Annotated in this window: 15 protein-coding genes; 8 read left to right on the plus strand and 7 right to left on the minus strand. The window is 68.8% G+C overall.

All coding sequences use genetic code 11. The annotated features are described in order from the left end of the window. The first annotated feature begins 6 nt into the window (after positions 1-6). Entirely contained in the window at positions 7-405 is a 399-nt protein-coding gene (locus ABH933_RS03015; RefSeq protein WP_429414891.1) for a VOC family protein, read from the plus strand. A gap of 50 nt (positions 406-455) precedes the next feature. Here ABH933_RS03015 and ABH933_RS03020 read toward each other — a convergent pair whose 3' ends face one another. Beyond that, the gene (locus ABH933_RS03020) at positions 456-1,721 is read right to left on the minus strand and encodes an SLC13 family permease (protein ID WP_429414894.1); all 1,266 of its coding nucleotides are present in this window, start codon (positions 1,719-1,721) and stop codon (positions 456-458) included. Between the two features lie 418 nt (positions 1,722-2,139). On the opposite strand from ABH933_RS03020, the gene ABH933_RS03025 reads away from it, so the two are divergent. Together ABH933_RS03025 and ABH933_RS03030 are read left to right on the plus strand one after the other, a co-directional pair. Then, the gene (locus tag ABH933_RS03025; RefSeq protein WP_429454917.1) at positions 2,140-3,918 is read left to right on the plus strand and encodes an ATP-binding protein; all 1,779 of its coding nucleotides are present in this window, start codon (positions 2,140-2,142) and stop codon (positions 3,916-3,918) included. After that, positions 3,915-4,634, plus strand: a complete 720-nt coding sequence (locus ABH933_RS03030; protein ID WP_429414900.1) for a response regulator — start codon at positions 3,915-3,917, stop codon at positions 4,632-4,634. Before ABH933_RS03025 ends, ABH933_RS03030 begins: the two co-directional genes overlap by 4 nt. Before the next feature lie 13 nt (positions 4,635-4,647). Here the strand turns inward: ABH933_RS03030 and ABH933_RS03035 are convergent, their stop codons facing one another. Further along, on the minus strand, positions 4,648-5,265 hold the full coding sequence (locus ABH933_RS03035; RefSeq protein ID WP_429414902.1) for a class I SAM-dependent methyltransferase: 618 nt from the start codon (positions 5,263-5,265) through the stop codon (positions 4,648-4,650). Between the two features lie 211 nt (positions 5,266-5,476). Here ABH933_RS03035 and treZ point away from each other — a divergent pair, with 211 nt between their 5' ends. Continuing rightward, the gene (gene treZ, locus ABH933_RS03040; RefSeq protein WP_429414905.1) at positions 5,477-7,216 is read left to right on the plus strand and encodes a malto-oligosyltrehalose trehalohydrolase; all 1,740 of its coding nucleotides are present in this window, start codon (positions 5,477-5,479) and stop codon (positions 7,214-7,216) included. Between the two features lie 34 nt (positions 7,217-7,250). Here treZ and ABH933_RS03045 read toward each other — a convergent pair whose 3' ends face one another. After that, positions 7,251-7,379, minus strand: coding sequence for a hypothetical protein (locus tag ABH933_RS03045; protein WP_429414908.1), 129 nt, complete (start codon positions 7,377-7,379; stop codon positions 7,251-7,253). Positions 7,380-7,838: 459 nt separating this feature from the next. Next, positions 7,839-8,603: a class I SAM-dependent methyltransferase gene (locus ABH933_RS03050; RefSeq protein ID WP_429414911.1), complete on the minus strand. Its 765-nt coding sequence runs from the start codon at positions 8,601-8,603 to the stop codon at positions 7,839-7,841. Between the two features lie 431 nt (positions 8,604-9,034). On the opposite strand from ABH933_RS03050, the gene ABH933_RS03055 reads away from it, so the two are divergent. After that, positions 9,035-10,303, plus strand: a complete 1,269-nt coding sequence (locus ABH933_RS03055; protein WP_429414914.1) for a serine hydrolase domain-containing protein — start codon at positions 9,035-9,037, stop codon at positions 10,301-10,303. A 172-nt stretch (positions 10,304-10,475) separates the two neighbouring features. On the opposite strand, the gene ilvA is transcribed toward ABH933_RS03055, so the two are convergent. Beyond that, on the minus strand, positions 10,476-11,831 hold the full coding sequence (gene ilvA / locus ABH933_RS03060) for a threonine ammonia-lyase IlvA (RefSeq protein ID WP_429414916.1): 1,356 nt from the start codon (positions 11,829-11,831) through the stop codon (positions 10,476-10,478). Positions 11,832-12,052: 221 nt separating this feature from the next. Between ilvA and ABH933_RS03065 the strand changes: the two genes are divergently transcribed. Together ABH933_RS03065 and ABH933_RS03070 are read left to right on the plus strand one after the other, a co-directional pair. Then, positions 12,053-12,277: a hypothetical protein gene (locus ABH933_RS03065; RefSeq protein WP_429414919.1), complete on the plus strand. Its 225-nt coding sequence runs from the start codon at positions 12,053-12,055 to the stop codon at positions 12,275-12,277. Positions 12,278-12,619: 342 nt separating this feature from the next. Beyond that, a complete protein-coding gene (locus ABH933_RS03070) occupies positions 12,620-13,657 on the plus strand; it encodes a LacI family DNA-binding transcriptional regulator (RefSeq protein WP_429414922.1) in 1,038 nt (345 codons plus the stop codon). A 21-nt stretch (positions 13,658-13,678) separates the two neighbouring features. Here the strand turns inward: ABH933_RS03070 and dnaE are convergent, their stop codons facing one another. Then, positions 13,679-17,230: a DNA polymerase III subunit alpha gene (gene dnaE / locus ABH933_RS03075; protein WP_429414925.1), complete on the minus strand. Its 3,552-nt coding sequence runs from the start codon at positions 17,228-17,230 to the stop codon at positions 13,679-13,681. A gap of 316 nt (positions 17,231-17,546) precedes the next feature. On the opposite strand from dnaE, the gene ABH933_RS03080 reads away from it, so the two are divergent. After that, the gene (locus tag ABH933_RS03080) at positions 17,547-18,719 is read left to right on the plus strand and encodes a DUF2235 domain-containing protein (RefSeq protein WP_429414927.1); all 1,173 of its coding nucleotides are present in this window, start codon (positions 17,547-17,549) and stop codon (positions 18,717-18,719) included. A 19-nt stretch (positions 18,720-18,738) separates the two neighbouring features. Here ABH933_RS03080 and treY read toward each other — a convergent pair whose 3' ends face one another. Continuing rightward, complete coding sequence (gene treY / locus ABH933_RS03085; RefSeq protein WP_429414930.1) at positions 18,739-21,150, minus strand: malto-oligosyltrehalose synthase; 2,412 nt, start codon at positions 21,148-21,150, stop codon at positions 18,739-18,741. Between the last annotated feature and the right edge of the window lie 7 nt (positions 21,151-21,157).

A 21,157-nucleotide genomic window follows, 5' to 3' on the forward strand; every position in this document is an offset into this window, starting at 1 on the left:
GGGGCAGTGTCCATACAGTTCAATCACACCATTGTCGCCAGCCACGACAGCCACAAGTCCGCCGAGTTCTGGGCGGAGATTCTCGGTCTGGAGGTCGGGGCGGAGACCGGACGGTTCGTCCCGGTCACGGTGGCGAACGGGGTCACCTTCGACTTCGCCGATGTCGCACCGGACGTCACCGACATCCAGCGGGCGCACTACGCGTTCCTGGTGTCGGAGCAGGAGTTCGACGCGGGCCTGGCGAAGATCCGCGAGCGGAACCTGACCTACTGGGCTGATCCCCGCCAGCAGCACGAGAACGAGATCAACCACAACGACGGCGGTCGGGGCGTGTACTTCCTGGATCCCAGCGGACACGCCCTGGAGATGCTGACCGTCCCGTACGGGGGCTGGCCCGCACAGTGATTCGGCACATCGGGCCGCACCCCCTCACCGGCGGTGCGGCCCAGTGCTTTTCAGCTCGCGGCGGCCACGAGTCCGAGGATGCCCGGCACGATCAGCGACAACGACACCGACAGCACGAAGAGCCTGCGGAACAGCGTGTTCTGTTGTTCCCGAGCGCTGTTGGCGATGATCAGCGTGCCCGCGACGTGCACCGGGTTCATCACGGTCAGCGCGGCAGGGACGCAGACCGCGCACACGATGAGGAACAGCTGCCCGGATCCGAGGAAGGCCGTGAACACCAGCGGCATCATCAGATTCAGCACGCCGAGGGTGGAGCTTTCGATATTGCACAGTAGTGCGGTCATGTAGGCGACGACGAGGATGAGTGCGACGCCGGTGCCCAGATGGTGCAGCAGGCCCTCGATCGATTTCATCGTGCCGATGTTCTGCATGAGCCCGAGATAGGTCAGCAGCCCGGTCAGGAGCAGGATGCTCGGCCACGGTACGCGGTCCAGGATCGCGCGCTCCGGCGGCCGGAATGCGATCTGCAGCGGGGCAACCAGCGCCATCGCGGTGAGGCCGACATCCCACTTCGCGAACAGCACGAGCGCCAGGAACACCGGCAGCGCCAGCCCGGAACACCACAGGTATGCCTTCGACACCGCGGGTGCCTCGCCTTCGGGGGCATGCCCCGGTGTGGTCACTGCGGGAGCCGGGGTCACCGGCGCCGCGCCGCGCCGCTGCCGGAGCCTGTCCAGCAGCTGCAGCGCGAGCACCACCAGGGCCGCGACGAGCACCGAGACGGCCCACAGGCCCCAGGTCGAATAGTGGGCGTGCAGTCGCTTCGCCGCGGTCAGCACGCTGGCGCCGGTCGGGTTGAGCGGGGACAGTCCCGCGGAATTCGCGCCGATTACCACTGCCAGCTCCGACACGTAGAAGGAACTGCGGTACCGCACGCCGAAGTGCGCGACCACCGGCACGAGGAAGGCGATCGGCGCGGTGGAGAACGCACCGGCCGAGGACAGCGCCGCGGCCAGCACGAAGCCCACCCACGGCACGAGCAGCTGCCGGTCGCCGACCGTGGCGTAGACCTTCTCCACCACGGCGCTGAGCGCGCCGCTGCGCTCCACGTGCGCGAAGAGCAGTGAGACGCCGGCGATCAGCACGAGCAGGTCGCCGGGGAAGGACGCGTACATTTTGGCGGCCGTCACATGGGACAGGACGAGGATCGGCAGCGCGGCCGCGAGGGCGAGAACACCGATGTTCATCCGGCGCCAGACGGCCACCACCAGCACGACCACCAGCAGGGCGAGGGACAGCCCCTGGGTCATAGTCACTGAACAACTCCTTGAAACAACCACCGAGCGGAACACATGCCCGGCGATGACTTGCTTTGTTACTGACAGACGTTCGAACCATTCGGTGGGTTGCTCGTGACCGGCTCCTGAACCTCGTGGCCGCACGTCGGTGTGCGGCCGCGTTGCGACAGTAGGTGGTTCGGATCACAGTGCGCGCGGTTGTGCGCACAACCCGCGCAACCTGCAATTCCCGCGTTCTGTGCATTGTGTGCAGGGTGGTCGTTCCCGCGGCGCGCGGCGACGCCCGGCCGGTCCTTCCCGGTGTCGAGCGCCGACCCGACTCCGGTCTCTTCGCGTATCGCTACCGGTGAGCGAATGGGCTGTCCGAGCGGCGCTCTTGTGCTCATTCTGCTCAGTTATGGTAGAACGGACGGCGATGTACGTGTTCGGCCGCGGTGTGCGGATGCGAACACAGATCGTGTTACTGCAGGTACTGCTGGTTGCGCTGGCGCTGGGTATCGCGTTCGGCGTGTTCGCGTATGTGAGTGAGCAGCGCGTGTCCGAGGAGTACGGGCAGCGGGCGCTGGCGATCGCGCGCACCGTCGCGGCGGATCCCGAGGTGCGCGAAGATGTCGCTCGCTACTCATTGGCTAATTTGCCGACGGGCTCGGAATCGGATCAGGAGCTGGCAAAGGGGCGGCTGCAGACGCTCGCCGAGGATGCCCGGGCGCGCAACGACGCACTGTACGTGGTCCTCACCGATTCCCACGGAATCCGCCTAGCGCACCCGCAGCTCGACCGGCTGGGGGAGATGGTCAGCACCGACCCCTCCGCGGCGCTGCACGGTGCGGAGGTGGTGATCCGGCAGCGGGGCACCCTCGGCGAATCAGTCCGCGCGAAAGTTCCTGTGCGACAACCGAATAGCACCGGTGTCGTGGGAGAGGTGAGCGTGGGCATCTCGACCGCGGCGGTGCACGACCAGCTGCTGCGGGATCTGCGGCGGGCCGGGCTACTGGCCGGATTCGCGCTGCTGGCGGGCGTGCTGGGCGCGCTGGCGCTGGCCCGCCGCTGGCACGGGCTGACCCTGGGCCTGCAGCCGCCGGAGCTGGCCGAGCTGGTCCGCGAACAGGCCGCGGTGCTGCACGGCATCGGCGAGGGCGTCGTCGCCGTCGACACCCGATGGCGCGCAACGGTTGTCAACGACGAGGCGCGTCGGCTGCTGGGGATCGAGGGCGCTGCCGGGACGAGCCTGGACGAGCTCGGCCTGACCCCGCGGATCACCGAGGTGTTCCGTGCCGCCACGGCCCGGCCGGTCGCGGCCGCGGTCGGGGATCGCCTGCTGGTCGTCACCGCGCGCACGGTCAGCCGCGAGGGACGCGAGCTGGGTGCGGTGCTCAGCGTGCGCGACCGAACCGACGTCGAATCGCTGACCCGCCAGCTCGATGCGGTGCAATCCATGAGCACGGTGCTGCGGGCCCAGCGTCACGAATTCGCTAATCGCCTGCATCTGCTCAGCGGCCTGCTGCACGGGGGTCGCGCGGAGGAGGCGTCGCAGTACATCGACGAGCTGCTCGGCTCGGGCCCGCTCGGCGCGGCCCTGCCCGGCATGGACACCCTGCGCGATCCCTACCTGCAGGCATTCCTGGCCGCCAAGGCCGCGCACGCCCGCGAGAGCGGCGTGGAACTGCGCCTGGGCCCCAATACCTGGGTGGACGCGAATCTCGTTGTGCCCGTGGACGTGACGACGGTGCTGGGAAATCTGCTGGACAACGCCATCGAGGCGGCGCGAACGGGCGCGGGGACATCCGTGCACGCCGACCCACCGGATGCCGCGGGGAACGACGGGCCGTCGGCGGCGGTCGCGGCGCAGGACACCGGGCGGCGACCCGGCGGGCGCGAGCTCCGCGACGCGGCGACCGCAACCGTCGATCAGGGATTACCGCTGGTCGAGGTCGAACTCGTGCAGGAGGGTTCGACGTTGCACATCGCGGTCGCCGACAGCGGCGCGGGAGTCGCCGCCGAGCTGGCGGAATCGATCTTCGCCGAAGGGGTTTCGACCCGTCCGGACGGCGGAGCACCCGGCGGGCGCGGGGTCGGCCTGGCGCTGTCGCGGCAGGTGGCCCGGGCCCTGGGCGGGGATGTGGTGCTGGCGAATCGCGGCGGGGGTGAATCGGACCTGCCCGGTGCGGAATTCATTGCCCGGTTGCCCGGGGTGCTGGTGGAAGGAACGACATGATCCCATCCGATCTGACGGTGCTCGTGGTCGACGACGATTTCCGGGTGGCGAACCTGCATGCCGGAATCGTCTCGGCGCTACCGGGTTTCACCGTCGGGGCGACGGTGCACACGCTGGCCGCGGCGCGGTCCGCACTCGCCGCCGACGAGCGGAGCGGTGGGGCGGGGGTAGGCGGCGACGCCGCATTCGATCTGGCGCTGATCGATGTCTACCTGCCCGACGGCTCCGGGGTCGATCTGGTGCGCGAGATCCGCTGCGACGCCATGATGCTCACGGCAGCGACGGAGGCGGAGACGGTGCGCGCGGCGTTGTCCGCGGGCGCGCTCGCCTACCTGGTCAAGCCGTTCGATCATGCCGCCCTGGCGGCCCGGCTGGCCGGTTACGCCCGATATCGCCGCCTGCTGTCCGCGCCGGTCGTCACGCCGCGCGACATCGACTCGGCGCTCGAGGCGCTGCGCCCCGCCGGCGTGGCGGGACCCGCGGCGGCATCGGGCTCGCCGACGAAGGATCTGGTGCTGCGGGCAGTCCGGGATTCTCCGGCGGCGCTGTCGGCGGCGGAGGTCTCCGCCGCCACCGGCGTCTCCCGCGCCACCGCCCAGCGCTACCTTGCCAACCTGGTGGCCGCGGGCGCGCTGCGCATGCAATTGCGATACGGCAGTACGGGGCGCCCCGAGCAGGAGTACGCGGCCGTCGCCGGGACGAACTCGCGCACCTAGCGCGACGACCCGGTTACGGCGAGACGGCGACCCCGAGGCTCAGCGCGGCGACGAATTTCGGGCCGGGATGCTGATAAAAGGTGTCCAGGTCACGAATCTCGAATCCGGCGCGCTCGATCGTGCCGCGGATGTCGCGGTCGAGGTGGCAGCCGCCGAACAGGGTGCTCTGGACCGGATCCAGGCGGTGCTGCCAGGTCTGGACCTTCGCATCGGGGGCGAGGCCGTGCTCGACGAAATGCACTGTGCCGCCTGGTATCAGGACCCGCCGCAGCTCCCGCAGCGCGGCATCGATATCCGGGATCGTGCACATGGTCCAGGTCGATAGCGCGGTATCGAAACTGTCGTCCTCGAACGGCAGCTGCTGCCCGTCGAGCCCGGCCCGCAGCACGGGTACGGTGGCCCGGGCCAGCCGCTTGCTCGCCAGCTTCCAGCCGAGATCGGCCGGTTCGACCGCGCTCACCGACTCCACCGCGTCGGGATAGAACGGCACATTGTGCCCCGACCCGAACCCGATCTCGACCACGCGGCCGTGCAGCTCCGCAGCGGTTCGCCGCCGGATCGGATCGTGCTCCGCCCGCCCACAGGCCATATTGACGATCCGAGGCAAGACCTGCTCGCTGTAGATACTCACCCCTCCACTGTCCCAAGCCGTCTGCCCGGGGACCACCCTGAGCCGACCCTGAACTTTCTCGACGCGCGCGCGAGTGCTCCCGCGCCTGCCGAGACGATCGCCTGACGAGACGATCGCCTGACGAGACGATCGCCTGACGACGCGGCGCCGCCGGGACGCGGGCCCGAGCCGTGGACGCCCCCCTGCGGTTGCCCCGTGCGATGCTGGGGCGGTGACGCTGTTCGAGGTGTGGGCGCCGCGGGCGCGGCGGGTGCGGGTCGAAGTGGACGGGCGCATGCATCCGATGGCCGCGGGCGCGGGCGGGTGGTGGCGGGCCGATCTCGCGGCCGGGCCCGGCGCGCGATACGGATTCGCGCTCGACGACGATCCGGCGGTGCTGCCGGATCCGCGCTCGCCCCGGCAGCCGGACGGGGTGCACGGGCGATCGGCGGTATTCGCGCCGGATCCGGCGCGGTGGACCGATTCCGGATGGACCGGGCGGCAGCTCGCGGGGTCGGTGTTCTACGAATTGCACATCGGGACCTTCACCCCGGAGGGGACCTTCGACGCCGCGATCGACCGGCTCGATCTTCTGGTCGGCCTCGGCGTCACCACGGTGGAGCTGATGCCGGTCAACGCCTTCAACGGGGTGTGGAACTGGGGCTACGACGGGGTGCTGTGGTATGCGGTGCACGAGGCATACGGCGGGCCGGACGGCCTGCAGCGTTTCGTGAATGCCTGCCACGCAAGGGGTTTGGCGGTGGCGCTCGATGTGGTCTACAACCATCTCGGGCCGTCCGGCAATTATCTGCCGCGGTTCGGGCCGTATCTGAGCGAGGGGCGCAACACCTGGGGGCAGAGTGTGAATCTGGACGGCCCCGGCTCGGATGAGGTGCGCGCCTTCATCATCGGCAATGCGCTGCGGTGGTTCGGCGAATTCCGTGTCGACGCACTGCGCTTGGACGCGGTGCACGCCCTGGTGGACCGCCGCGCGATCGGGCTGCTGGAGGAACTGGCGGCCGAGACCGAGGCGCTGTCCGCGCGGCTGGGGCGCCCGCTGACCCTGATCGCCGAGAGCGACCTGAACGATCCGCGCCTGATCACCCCGCGCGCGGCCGGCGGGTACGGGTTGCAGGGCCAATGGAACGACGACCTGCATCACGCCGTGCACACCGCCGTATCGGGCGAGAGGCAGGGCTACTACGCGGATTTCGGTTCGCTGCGCTGCCTGGCCGACACGCTGTGCCACGGATTCTTTCACGCCGGAACCTATTCCAGCTTCCGCGGCCGCGTGCACGGCCGCCCGCTGGACACAGCGGTGGTGCCGGGAAGTGCCCTGCTCGCGTACACATGCACCCACGATCAGATCGGCAATCGCGCCCTCGGCGATCGCCCGTCGGCCTACCTCTCCGATGGTCAGCTCGCGGTGAAGGCGGCACTGATACTGGGCTCCCCGTACACGCCGATGCTGTTCATGGGCGAGGAGTGGGGTGCGCGAACCCCGTTCCAGTACTTCACCTCCCACCCCGAACCGGAGCTGGCGGCCGCGGTCGCCGCCGGTCGCAGGGCCGAATTCGCCGATCACGGCTGGCCCGCCACCGACATCCCCGACCCCCAGGACCCGGCCACGTTCGAGCGCTCGAAACTGGACTGGTCCGAACGGGAGAGCCCCTCGCGCGCGCGCCTACTGGCCTGCTACCGCGCGCTGATCTCTCTGCACCGCACCCACCCCGGCCTCGCCGATCCCCGCCTGAACCGCCTCGCCGTCGAATACGACGAAGATGCCCGCTGGATCATCCTGCACCGCAACGATGTTCACATCGCATGCAACCTAGCGGACCATCCGGTAGACATCCCGATCACCGGAACCCCGCTACTGGCCTGGTCGCCGATCGACCAACACCCCGGTCATACCACTGTGCCTGCCCACTCGTTCGCAGTCCTGGCGACCGCTGCACCACTGCCACACTGACATTCGCGACGCACACCGGACGGATGCATCGAGATCATCGAGCTCGCCCCGCTGCAGAACTGATGATGCAGCCGACGACCTGTTCTGGCACAACTATCTCGATCCATTCCTGATCGGTCGGGCAGTCGGAGATTTCGCGGTAGGACAGCAGGTCGAGCTGCATAAATGCCAACCGTGACCGTCGTTGCTGTGGCTATACCAGTGTGCGGTGCCGAAGCGCTGGCTCAATTGTTGTTTGGCCCGAATCAATCACCGCAGCAATCTGATATCGGCCGAATCGTTTTCCTCCCAGCCGAATTCGGCGAGTGCTTGCAATACGTCGCGCCGTCCGGGGGACGGTAGCTTGGACGGGCGCTGTTCCGGTCGGGCGGCCGGAGGCTCAGTGGATTTCCGGGATTCCTATCTGCGAGTTCATTTCCGGGGTGAAGACGACCATGACGTCCTCGGTGCCCAGCCAGAAGCTTGTTGCCGGGCCTGTGTCTGCTGGGCGTCCGACGGCGATCCAGACCGCTGTTCCTCGGAAGCCGAGCCGGATGGCTGATGGCACTCGGATCGCGCCGCTGGGATCGGACTTGTTCACGAACTTCGGCGGCACCGCCAGTCGGGCAAAGGCGCTGGGGGATCAGGGTTTGACGGTGTGCAGGATTTGCAGGCCGTGCGGGGTTGTTTCGGTATGCCGCACATCCAGTCCGGCGGTGCGGCATTGATCGGCCAGCCATTGGTGCGGCAGCCGGAGTTTCGGATAGCGACCGGTGTACAAGTGCCATGTCCCGTCGAGGCGAGTGTGCAGGAGGTCGTGGACCATCACCGTGTCCTGGTCGACATAGTCGAGGAAGCAGGTGAGGATCTGGTCGTCGGTGTGGCGGACCGGGATGAACCGGTCGGTACCGCGGCGTTCGGCGGTCAAATCGCGGTAGGTGACGACGAAGCTGCCGCCCGAGCGCAATGCCAAGGCGACGTCGGTGATCAGCCGCTGCACGTCGGCGCGGCTCGGCAGGTGCGGCAGGGTGTCGCCCATGCAGACCACGGTCGAGACCGAGCCGGGCGTGGCGTGGCTGGACAGAGCGCCGCGCAGATCCGCACGGAGGGGGCGCACGACCCGGTTCACACCGTGACGATTGGCGTGATTCCGAAGTTCGGCCAGGAGAACGGCACTGGTATCGACAGCGATCACCGACGCGTAACCGAGCCGAACCAGCGCCAGGGTCTGCGGTCCGGGGCCGCAGCCGAGGTCCACGGCCGCCGCCTGGTCCTCGGCACATACGGTGAGCCCCAGCCTGTGCAGGAGGTCGACCTGTGCCGTGACGGTCGCATCGATGTCACCGCCCAGCATCCATGTGTAGTGCGGGGCGAGCAGATGGTCGTAATGTTCCGCGGCGGTGGTCATGACACCAGCCTGCCGCGCCGGTAGCTTCGTGACCGGTACAAGAACTGGACTGGGGTGTGGATGCGGCGCGAGATCGAATACTGCCCGGTGTCGGCGGGAATCGAGATGATCGGTGATCGATGGACCCTCCTGCTGGTGCGTGAGTTGCTGGTCGGCTGGTTCGCTTGGCGCACACCGGCATCCGCAGACCGACCGCCTGCGGCCGGCTAAGGGACCTTCGCCAGAGTATGACCGTGGCCGCTCGGCCGCCAACGTCCACGACGTTCACGTGCTGACGGCGCTGGTGAAAGCCGTCCCGGCAGTGCGGTCCCGGCGTGGCCCGCGATGACGACGGCCTGGCGAGTCGGGCCGAGGCATTCGTTGTGTCACGACTGGTAGGCGATATCACCGATGCCCGTGCCGGGATTCCGGCACGCCCGTACCGTGGATATGTGAGCAACGACGCTTTCTCTTCCGGTCCGGCGACCCTTCCCGCCGGCATGGGCGGGTCCGCCGCCGCCGAGTTCGGGCCGCTGGTGCGGGCATTCGCCAGGTTCGTCGGGGATCGGCCCGGGGCCGGGGGAGGGCTGGCGGTGTTCCGGCACGGCGAGCCGCTGGTCGACATCTGGATCGGGGAGGCGTCCCCAGCCACCGCAACCGCCGCTGCGACCGCGTGGACGCGGGATACCGGCGCCATCGTGTTCTCCGCGACCAAGGGCGTCGCCTCCACGGTCGTGCACCGGCTCGCCGATCGGGGGCTGCTCGACTACGACGCGCCGGTCGCCGCGTACTGGCCGGATTTCGGTGCTGCGGGCAAGGACCGGATCACGGTGCGCCGGTTGCTCACCCATCGGGCCGGGCTGTCGTCGCTACCCGCGATCGCGGCCGGGGCCGACGATGTGCTGGACCACCGGCTGATGGAGCAGCGCCTCGCCGCCGCGACGCCCGACCGGCTGCTGGGCGTTCCCGCCTATCACGCGCTCACCTACGGGTGGCTGCTGGCGGGGCTGGTGCGTGCGATCACCGGCGCGAGCATGGCCGAGTTGTTCCGCACCGAGGTGGCCGAGCCGCTCGGCGTCGACGGTATTCACCTGGGTCGCCCGCCGGCCGGGTCGCCGACGGTCGTTGCGCCGCTGCGGGGTTCGCGGCTGGCCGCGGTCCGGGCGCCGATCGGGGCGATGTTCCTGGGCCACGCCTACGGCATTCCCGGCCCTGTCGGTGCTGCGGCGCGCGCTCTGTTCCTGCCCGGTGTCGAGACCATCCTGGAGGGGGACGATCCGCCGATCCTGGACACCGAACTGGGTGCGGGCAACGGCGTGTGCACCGCCCCCGCCCTCGCCACCCTGTACGGCGCCCTGGCCTGCGGCGGGATGGTGTCGAACCGTCGCTATCTCTCGGCGCGCACGGCCGCCGCGCTGCGCCGGGTGGAGACCTACCGCCTCGACCACACCCTGTTCTACATGCCGATGATGTGGCACCTGGGCTATCACTCGATGCCGGCCGGGGGCTCGCGCACCGGCTTCGGGCACATCGGGCTGGGCGGCTCGTTCGGCTGGGCCGAGCCGCAGCTGGGCCTGTCGGTCGGATTCGTGCACAACCGCCTGGACATGGGCACCTTCGCCTGGGACCAGATCGCCTCCACCTGGATCCTGCCCCTGGTCGTGCGCGGCGCCCGCGCCACCGTCCGCTGCGCACCAGCAGCCCCCCGCCGCGCCGCCTAGGCCCGCTCCCGCGGCGAGTCGCGCGGCGGGCACCCCGCCATCTCGGGCCGCGGGTGCCGCTCGAGATGGCCTCATCGGGGATGTACCACATCGTGAACGTGGCCGAGACGACGAGCGCAAGATCTGCCGTGACGGGTTCCGGTCCGGAGGGACGGGAACCCGGCACACATCGTCAGGTGAGGTAGCGGTAGGCCGGAGATCCCGGATCCAGGCGCTCGCACTGCAGGGGCGATTCCCGCATGCGCTCGAGCAGGGGTTCCAGATCGGCAGGGGCGCCCAGTTCGATGCCGACCAGGGCGGCGCCGGTCTCGCGGTTGTTGCGCTTGACGTATTCGAACAGCGTGACATCGTCGTCCGGGCCGAGGACCTCGTCCAGGAAGCGGCGCAGCGCGCCGGGTTCCTGCGGGAAGTCCACCAGGAAATAGTGCTTCAGGCCCTGATGCACCAGCGAGCGCTCGATCACCTCGCCGTACCGGGACACGTCGTTGTTGCCGCCCGAGAGCAGGCACACCACCGTCGAGCCCGGCTCCACGCCGACATCGGCCAGCGCTGCGACCGCGAGCGCCCCCGCGGGCTCGGCGATGATCCCCTCGTTCTGATACAGCTCCAGCATCGCGGTGCAGATCGCGCCCTCGTCCACCAGCATCACGCGGAAAGATCCTGCGCCCCTGGGGGATTCGGTCGCGGTCAGCAGCGGCAGCGACGCGTGCGAGATGACCTGCCCGCCGAAGCCCGCGACCGTGGTGTAGGGCAGATCGCCGATCCGCCGCACCGCCGCGCCGTCCACGAAGGGATCGATCTGCGGCAGTGTCACCGGCCCGCCCGCGACCAGCGCGGCGGTCAGGGACGCGGCACCCGCCGGTTCCACCGCCAGGATCGCGGTGCCGGGCGACCGTTCGCGCAGGTAGGTGCCGATACCGGCGAGGCAGCCGCCGCCGCCGACGGGAACGATCACCAGATCGGGTGCGTGCCCGAGCTGCTCGAGAATTTCCGCGGCGATGGTGCCCTGCCCGGCCGCGGTACGCGGATCGTCGAAGGGCGGCACCATCGTGGCACCGGTGCGCGCGACATCGGCGGCCGCGGCCTCCGCGGCCGCGTCGAAGGTGTCGCCCACCGCGAGCAGTTCCACGAAATCCCCGCCGTGTGCACGGATCCGGTCCCGCTTCTGTTTGGGTGTCGTGGTCGGGACGTAGATGCGGCCGCGGATTCCCATCGCGCGGCAGGCGTACGCCACGCCCTGCGCGTGGTTTCCGGCGCTGGCGGTCACCACGCCCGCGGCCCGCTCGGCCTCGGTGAGCTGCACAATCAGGTTGTATGCGCCGCGCAGCTTGTACGAGCGCACCGCGGTGAGATCCTCGCGCTTGACGTAGACCTCCGCCCCGGACAACCCCGACAGCCGCTCGACGCGTTGTAACGGCGTCGGCTCGATAATCCCCGAAATTCGCTTGGCCGCTGCATCGATCTCGTCCGCGCTCAGCACGGGCGATGGACCGGACAGTTTCTCTGCGACATCAAGGGGATTGGACACGCGAACATGCTAGCCGGGCGGCAGCGCGGCTGATCGGCCAGTATGACCATTCCGGCTCGTCGGCGGCGGTGCGGTCCGGTTCCGTGCCGCCGCCGTGCGTCGGAGGGTGGTTCGCGGTAGTCGCGCGAGGACGCGGACGACGGGCCTGCGAGGAGGTGGGCGGCGAACCGCGCCCGAAATGTTCGTTGGACCGAACTTCGACATCCGTGTACCCTGACGTGATGGCAGTGGTGCACCGTCCGTCGCGAGTGGCGCGGACCGTCGACATCGCCGGCACCCGATGGCCGGTGTACAAGCTGGAGGCTCTGGGCCTCGGCTTGCTGACCTGCGTGCTGCTGGTCTTGATCGTCGGATCGCCACAGGTCGCCGTGCTCGCCGCCGCCGCGGTGGGCGCGCTGCGCTGGAGCGTGGCTCTGCTCGTTAGCCGGATTCGCCCGGTTCTCTAGCCCGACATGGTGCGCTCACTGCGCCTCGGTGGTCGACCTTTCCCGCTCGGTGTCGATGTTCGCCGCGCCTGCGAATCGTCATCCGGGCTCGATGTCAGGGCATCGATTCCGAATGGTGTTGGCTACTGCCGATTTTCGAACTCGAATCCGATGGTGGCGGTGATGGCCTCGGACTTGCTACCGTGAGCGTTAACATCGATCGTCCCGGCGCGCAGTCCGGGCGTCCGTCCGCGATACCGCTTGAGGCCCACGATGATTCGGCCCGATTCGCTCGGGCCGGTGGGGCGGTGCGGGCGTTAACCTGAATCATGGATCGACGCCGGCGGCACGGAAGGTTGTGATGTGAGGGACCGCAATGGGCACCCCCCGGGCAGGACGGACCGCCCGGCCGTGATGACCGACGTGGCCAAGCTGGCCGGTGTGTCGCATCAGACGGTCTCGCGAGTGCTGAACGGGAGTCCCCAGGTGCGCCCGGAGACGCGGGAGCGGGTGCTCGCCGCCGTGGCCGAGCTGGACTACCGGCCCAATGCCATGGCGCGCGGCCTGGTCAGCAGGCGCTCCAAGGTGCTGGGCGTCGTCACCTTCGACACCGTGCTGTATGGTCCGGCCTCGATGATGCTGGGCATCGAAAGGGCCGCGCGCGCAGCGGGTTACGGCGTCAGCATCGCCACCCTCGAGCGGGTCGACCGGGAGGGCGTGCTGGATGCGGTGAACATGCTCGCCGATCAGGGGGTCGACGGTGTCATCATCATCGCGCCCCAGCTGGCCTCCGTGGCAGCGCTGCGCAGTCTGCCCGCCCAGCTGGTGGCGGTGGCGGTGGAGGCCGGTCAGGACGCGGGGCTGCCCGCGGCGTCGGTGGACCAGTTCGAGGGCTCCCGGCTGGCCGTGCAGCACCTGCTGGACCTGGGGCACCGCACGGTGTGGCACGTGTCGGGGGACAGCGACTCGATCGAGGCGCGCGATCGCCTCGACGGCTGGCGCCGCACCCTCGATGCCGCGGGCGCGGAGATCTTGCCGGTGATCGGCGGCGATTGGAGCCCGCGCTCGGGCTACCACGCGGGCCTCGCGCTGGCCGATCAGCCCGGGGTGACCGCGGTCTTCGCGGGTAACGATCAGATGGCGCTGGGCCTGCTGCGTGCGTTCGCCGAGCGCGGCATCCGGGTCCCGCAGGACATCTCGGTCGTCGGTTTCGACGACATTCCCGAGGCGGCGTACCTGACCCCGCCGCTGACCACCATCCGGCAGGACTTCGACGAGGTGGGCCGGCGCAGCATGCGGCTGCTGCTGGAACTGCTCGAGACCGAGGGCCGCGTCCCCGACCCGGCCGCGGTGGTTCCGGAGCTCGTGATGCGCGAGAGCTCCGGCCCGCCCGTGCACTAGGCGGGCCGATGCCCCGGGCCGCTAGCCGGCCAGGCAGCCCGGGCCCAGCAGCGCCTTCAGATCACCCATCAGCGCCGAGGACGGCGACACCCGCAGGTTGTCGGCGACCTTGAGCAGCGTGGTCCTCTCGCGGGAACCCACGTGCCGGATGTGCACGTCCGCGGTGCCGGGGTGGCTGGACAGCACCCGCTTGAGGGCGCTGACCTTGTCGGGGGTGCACAGGCGGGTCGGAATCGTCACCGCGAGGGGCTTCTCCATGCCGACCGCGGACAGGTCGGGCACCACCAGATCGTTGGCGATGAGTGAGATCCGGTCGTCGCGCGCGGAGACGCGCGCCTTCACCAGCACGACCGCGTCCTCGACGACATCCATGCCGTAGACCGAATAGGACTGCGGGAAGAACAGCACCTCGATGCCACCGGTCAGATCTTCCAACTGCGCCGAGGCCCACGGCAGGCCGTTCTTGTTGATGCGGCGGTTCACCGAGGCGAGGATGCCTCCGATGGTCACCTGGGCGCCGTCCTTGACATCGCCCTCCAGGATCGTGGGGATGGGCGTATCCGCCTGTGCGGCAAGCACATGCTCGACGCCGTTGAGCGGGTGCCCGGACACGTACAGGCCCAGCATCTCCCGCTCGAGCGCCAGCTTGTGCTTGGACTCCCACTCCTCGTCGGGGACCTTCACATCGAAGACCGACGAGATGCTGTCGTCGCCGTCGTCGAGGCCGCCGAACAGGTCGAACTGGCCCATCGCCTCGGCCTTCTTTGTCGACATGACCGCGTCGATGGCGTCGGAATGCACCAGCAGCAGCCCCTTGCGGGGATGGCCGAGCGAATCGAAAGCTCCTGCCTTGATGAGGGATTCGGTGACCTTCTTGGTGCAGGCGACGGTGTCGATCTTGTTCAGGTAGTCGGAGAAGTCGGTGTACTTGGACTTCTCCTTGCGCGCGGCGATGATCGAGGCCACCACGTTCGTGCCGACGTTACGCACCGCGCCCAGCCCGAACCGGATGTCCGCGCCGACCGAGGCGAAGTTCTGCTCGGACTCGTTCACATCCGGCGGCAGCACGGTGACACCGAGGCGGCGGCAGTCGGACAGGTAGACCGCGGCCTTGTCCTTGTCGTCGCCGACGGAGGTGAGCAGGGCCGCCAGATATTCGGCCGGATAGTTGGCCTTGAAATAGGCGGTCCAGTAGGAGACCAGCCCATAGGCGGCGGCGTGCGATTTGTTGAACGCATACCCGGCGAACGGGAGGATGGTGTCCCACAGCGCCTTGATGGCGGCCTTGGAGTAGCCGTTGTCCACCATGCCCTTTTCGAAGCCCTCGAACTCGGCTTCCAGGACCTCGGCCTTCTTCTTACCCATCGCGCGGCGCAGGATATCGGCTCGGCCGAGCGAGTATCCCGCCACCTTCTGCGCGACGTGCATGATCTGCTCTTGATAGACGATCAGACCGTAGGTCTCACCGAGGATGTCCTTCAGCGGCTCCTCGAGCTCCGGATGGATCGGCTTGACCTCTTGGCGGCCGTTCTTGCGGTCCGCGTAGTCGTTGTGCGCGTTCATGCCCATCGGACCGGGCCGGTACAGCGCGCCGACGGCGACGATGTCCTCGAACGCGGTGGGCTGCATGCGTCGCAGCAGATCGCGCATCGGGCCGCCATCGAGCTGGAACACACCGAGCGTATCGCCGCGTTGCAGCAGCTCGAAGGTCGCCTGGTCGTCCAACGGCAAGGCGTCCAAGTCGATTTCGATGCCCCGGTTCAACTTCGCGTTGTCGATCGCGTCGCCGAGCACCGTGAGGTTGCGCAGGCCCAGGAAGTCCATCTTCAGCAGGCCGATGGCCTCGCAGGAGGGATAGTCCCAGCCGGTGATGATGGCGCCGTCCTGGGCGCGCTTCCAGACCGGGATCGCGTCGGTGAGCGGATCGCAGGACATGATCACCGCGCAGGCGTGCACGCCCGCGTTGCGGATCAGGCCCTCGAGACCCTTGGCGGTCTCGTAGATCTTCGCGATCTCGGGATTGGACTCGATGAGGGCGCGGACCTCCGCGGCCTCCTTGTAGCGCTCGTGCTCGGGATCGGTGATGCCCGAGACCGAGATGTCCTTGGCCATGATCGGCGGCGGGAGCGCCTTGGTGATCTGATCGGCGATCGCGAAACCGGGCTGCCCGTGCAGCACGCGCGCCGAATCCTTCAGTGCGGCCTTGGTTTTGATGGTGCCGAAGGTGATGACCTGGGCCACCTTGTCGACGCCGTACTTCTCCGAGGCGTACCGCACCATCTCGCCGCGGCGGCGATCGTCGAAGTCGATATCAATATCGGGCATCGACACGCGCTCGGGATTGAGGAAGCGCTCGAACAGCAGGCCGTGCGGCAGCGGGTCGATATTGGTGATGCCCAGCGCGTAGGCGACCAGCGAGCCGGCCGCCGAGCCGCGGCCCGGGCCGACGCGGATGCCGACCTCGCGGGCGTGATTGATCAAGTCGCCGACGACCAGGAAGTAGGCCGGGAACCCCATCTCCAGGATGACGCCGATCTCGTACTCCACCTGGTCGAGATACTTCTGCGGCGGGCCGCCCGGGAAGCGGCGCAGCAGGCCCCGGCGCACCTCCTCGCGCAGCCAGCTGGCCTGGTCGTACCCCTCGGGGACCGGGAAGACGGGCATCCGGTCGCGGTGGGTCCAGACCTCCTCGTAGGACTGCACCCGCTCACCGATCAGCACCGTGTTGTCGCAGGCGCCGGGCACCTCGGCATCCCAGATTGCGCGCATCTCGTCGGCGGACTTGAGGTAGTAGCCGCTGCCGTCGAATTTGAAGCGGGTCGGGTCCGAGAGGGTCTTACCGGTCTGAATGCACAGCAGCGCCTCGTGATTGGTGGAGTCGGACTGGTGCACGTAGTGGCAGTCGTTCGTGGCCAGCGCGGGGATGCCCAGCTTCTTGCCGACCTCCAGCAGACCCTGGCGCACCCGGGTCTCGATGGACAGGCCGTGGTCCATCACCTCGAGGAAGAAGTTGTCCTTGCCGAAGATCTCCTGCCATTTGGCCGCGGCCTCGAGGGCCTCGCGCTCGTGCCCGAGGCGCAGGCGGGTCTGCACCTCACCGGACGGGCAGCCCGTGGTGGCGATGATGCCCTCGGCGTACTGGGCGATGATCTCCTCGTCCATACGCGACCACTTGCCGAGCTGGCCCTCGAGCGAGGCCAGGCTGGACAGCTTGAACAGGTTGCGCAGGCCGGTCGCGTTCTCCGCGACCATCGTCATGTGGGTGTAGGCACCCGAACCGGAGACGTCGTCACCCTTCTGGCTCGGATCGCCCCACTGCACGCGCTTGGTGTTGAAGCGGGACTCGGGGGCGATGTACGCCTCGATGCCGATGATCGGCTTGATGCCCTGCTTCCTGGCCGAGTTGTAGAACTCCGAGGCGCCGAACATGTTGCCGTGGTCGGTCATGCCGACCGCGGTCATACCCAGCCGCTCCGCCTCCTTGAACAGGGGCGTGATCTTCGCCGCGCCGTCGAGCATCGAGTACTCGGTGTGATTGTGGAGGTGAACGAACGATCCCGGCGAGGCTGACACGGCTTGGATTCTAGATCGTGGCACCGACACCTGAATCCCGCCGCGCCGGTGCCGATCCGGACCCCTGACGTGGTATAGGGCACGCGGCCCGGTGACCTGCGTGGGCTCGGTGGGCCTCGCGCGACACTCCGGTCGCGCCGCGCCGATCGGCCCGGCTCCGCGGCCGGGGAGGGGCGCCCGGCTCCCGCCGACGCGGAAATTGAGTGTGTGGGGAGCGGGGTTTGCGGGAATGATTAGACCTGCACGGGGGCGTGGCGGCGATTCGGGTAGTGCGCTACGCAGGATTCGGAACCATATGGGGCGGGAGGATCGTGTTATGAAACGACTGGTGGTGTGTTGCGACGGCACCTGGGGAGCCGAGAGCAACCCCTCGGTGACCAACATAGTCAAGATCGCGGAATCGGTGCGGCTCAATGCCACCGAAACCGCCGGGGGCCCGATCGGGCAGCGCGTGTTCTATGTCGACGGTCCCGGCTCGCGAGGATATCTGGCCGACAAGTATCTCGGCGGCGCGTTCGGTCTCGGTGCGGATGCCGGGCTGTCGACCATGTACTGGCAATTGGCGCTGAACTGGGAGCCGGGTGATGAGATCTTCATCTTCGGCTTCAGCCGCGGCGCATATATCGCCCGGAGCCTGTCCGGGCTGATCAACCGGATCGGGCTGCTGACCGCCGATGCGATGATCGACGGGGCGTTTCCGGAGGCGATGCGGATCTTCCGCCAGCGCAAGGATCATCCAGACGATCCGGATCCGGCGCAGTGGGCGCAGTTCCGCTCCGAGCACTGCCGCTGGCCGGTGCCGATGAAGTTCGTCGGCGTCTTCGATACGGTGGGTGCGATGGGTGTGCCCGGAATCACTTCGGGCCGTTACCGATTCCACGATCTGCGGCTCGCGCGGACCGTGCACTGCGCGCGGCAGGCACTGGCCATCGACGACCGGCGCCGGATCTTCTCGCCCTGCCTGTGGGAGGTCACCGACGAGGCGGGGGTGACCCAGCAGCGGCCGGACCGGGTCAAGCAGGTGTGGTTCGAGGGCAGCCACACCGACGTCGGGGGTGGTATGGCCGACAGCCGGCTCTCGGACCGGTCGCTGCGCTGGATGGTTCACGAGGCGCAGGGCCAGGGGCTGGAATTCGACGAGGACCGGCTCGAGGAGCTGATCGCCCGCGGCGCGACCGCGACCGGCCCGGTGCGCGCGCACGACTCGATGACCATGGGCTGGCGGCTGCTGAATCTCGCCGCGCGGCTGCGCTATCCGCGCAGCACCCGGTTCTACCCGGACTCCTGGCGCCGCCTGGACGCACCGGAGGATCAGCGGGTGTACCTGGCCTCGTGCGCGCAGCCGAGCGCCACCTACGATCCGCCGAACCTGACGCGCTGGGCGGAACACTGCAACAACTGCATGCCCACCGAACCGACGGAGCACACGGCCGCACCGGCCGCGAGCCCCGCCGCAGCCACCGAGGCCGCGGTTCCGCAGGAGGTCTGAGCCGGCCTCGGGGAACTGCTCAGCGGACGAGTAGGGCGACTGGTAGGCGGGTGAAAAGCTTTTCCAAGCGGACGCGCCCGGTGAAGGTGTGCCCCGTCAGCCGGTCGGTCCAGGTGCCCGCGGGCAGGTCCAGGGCCGCGTCGCCCCAGCCGTTCTCGGCCAGCCGGACGCTGTGCCGGGTGGCGGCGGCGATCAGCTGTGGCGGCTCGTCGGCGCGGCCGCGGGCGAAGGCCACCAGATGCCCGGCGGTGTCGCCCGCGGCGAACAGCGGTGTGTACGTCCCACCGACGAAGCAGTCGGGCCGCTCGCGGCGCAGCCAGAGCGCATATGCCACGATCCACATCTTCACCGCCCCGGAGGCGTCGGGTTCCGGTGTGCCGGTGAGCGTTTGCAGCATCGACAGGCGATGCCCGAAGTCGACCGGGCGGCGATTGTCCGGATCGACGAGCGAATCCTCCCACAGCTCGCAGCCCTGATAGATATCGGGAATTCCGGGACCACACAGCTGTAACAGCTTCTGCGACAGCGCATCCGACCAGGCGTGCGGGGCCAGCTTGCTCACCAGTGCGGACAGCTCCGCGCCGACCGGCCCGTCGATCACGGTGTCGATCCAGTTGTGCAGCGCCACCTCGAAATCGAGATCGGGCTCCTCCCAGGAGGACTTGGTACCGGCCTCGCGAACCGCCTTCTCGGCGAACAGGTGTAGCCGTTCCCGCAGGCCGGGCACCGCCGCGGCCGATCGCCCGTCCGCGGGCCACACCCCGAACATGTTCTGCAGCAGGAACAGTGCGGTCGCGCCGTCCGGCGGTGGTGCGATCGCGCTCCAGGCGATCACCGCCTTGGACCAGCGGTCCGCGGCCTGCGACAGCACCCCGATCCGGGCGCGCACGTCCTCGCCGCGCTTGGTGTCGTGGGTGGACAGTGTCGTCATGCCCGCGGGCCACCGCTGCGCCCGTTCGGCGTTGGCGAGATGGAACTCGAGCACCGACCGCCCGAACCGGGCCGGATTGCCGCCCACCTCCTGCAGCGACACCAGCCGCGCGCCCTGGTAGTACATGGTGTCCTCGACCGCCTTGGCGGTCACCGCCCCGCCCACCTGATGCAGCCGCATCGCCGCCTCGCCGTTGACCGCGAGCGCGGTGGCCAGCACCGAGAGCGGTGCGTACAGCTCGCTGTTGCGCTTGCACACCTTCGTCACCACGGTGGTGACCGTGCCGGCCAGCGGCGCGTAGTCGGTGCGGTACACCGGCATGAACGCCAGCACCTCGATGGTGGCGTTGGTCAGCGCCATGGTGTCGAAGGATTCGGCGTTGGCATCGCGTTTGATCGCGGCCACCAGGCGGCGGACCTCGGGCGTCAGCATGGTCTCCGCCACCGCGCGCTTGATGCGGTGCTCGTTGTTGCCGATCCACGCGCCGTTGCTGCCGTGTCCGCAGAACCGGCGGGACAGCTCGGTGAGCACCTTCTCCCCGGACGGGTCGATCAGCACCCCGCCCAGATCCGCCAGCGCGTCGTACCCGGTCGTGCCGTCGATCGGCAGATTCGCGTCCAGCGGTTCGCGATTGGACAGCACCTTCTCCACCAGCAGCAGCCGGCGCGGTCCGATCAGCCGCCGCAGCCGCGTCAGGTAGGCCGCGGGATGGGCAAGCCCGTCCGGGTGGTCCACGCGCACGCCGTCGATCAGGTCGTGTTCGCACCAGGCGGCCAGCTCGCGATGGGTGATCTCGAAGACCTTGGGATCCTCCTGGCGGATCGCCGCCAGGCCGGATACCGCGAAGAACCGCCGGTAGGTGCAGATTCCGGCCTTCCAGCTGACCAACCGGTAATGCTGTCTGTCGTGGATCCGCAGCGGGTTCTCACCATCGGTTCCGGGCGCGATCGGGAAGCGCAGATCATGCAGCGCCAGTATCGGTTCCGGGCCGCTACGGTCGACCGTCAGCGCGGCGGGATCGTTCTCGTTCTGCAGCACCGGCAGCGCCAGCCGCCCACCCGCTCCGTTGCCCGGGCTCCAATCGATGTCGAAGAAGCTCGCATACTGCGAGTTGCGGCCGTGCCGCAGCACATCCCACCACCACGGGTTCTGCCTCGGATCGCCCACTCCCACATGGTTGGGCACCAGATCGACGATCAAACCCATACCGCGGCTGCGCAATTCATCGGACAGGGCCTTGAGGCCCGCGGGCCCGCCCAGGGCCGGGGACACCGCGGTCGGATCGGTGACGTCGTAGCCGTGCGTGGATCCGCGCACCGCGGTCATGATCGGTGACAAATACACGTGCGAGATGCCCAGCTGCTGCAAATATTCCGCGATCGCGCGGGCATCGGCAAAGGTCAGTGCGTCGGGGCGCAGCTGTAACCGGTAGGTGCTGCGGACGGCGGTCTGCCGGACCACCGGCATCGTGAGCGATTCTGGTGTAGCGAATTCTGTCATCTCGGTC

Source organism: Nocardia sp. GP40, from assembly GCF_050434125.1.
GTDB lineage: Bacteria > Actinomycetota > Actinomycetes > Mycobacteriales > Mycobacteriaceae > Nocardia > Nocardia albiluteola.

Coding starts and splice junctions, on each gene's coding strand:
- ABH933_RS03030 (WP_429414900.1), top strand. CDS start 3,915: ATGATCCCATCCGATCTGACGGTGCTCGTGGTCGACGACGATTTCCGG.
- treY (WP_429414930.1), bottom strand. CDS start 21,150: ATGACAGAATTCGCTACACCAGAATCGCTCACGATGCCGGTGGTCCGG.
- ABH933_RS03065 (WP_429414919.1), top strand. CDS start 12,053: ATGGCAGTGGTGCACCGTCCGTCGCGAGTGGCGCGGACCGTCGACATC.
- ABH933_RS03050 (WP_429414911.1), bottom strand. CDS start 8,603: ATGACCACCGCCGCGGAACATTACGACCATCTGCTCGCCCCGCACTAC.
- ABH933_RS03045 (WP_429414908.1), bottom strand. CDS start 7,379: ATGCAGCTCGACCTGCTGTCCTACCGCGAAATCTCCGACTGCCCGACC.
- ABH933_RS03080 (WP_429414927.1), top strand. CDS start 17,547: ATGAAACGACTGGTGGTGTGTTGCGACGGCACCTGGGGAGCCGAGAGC.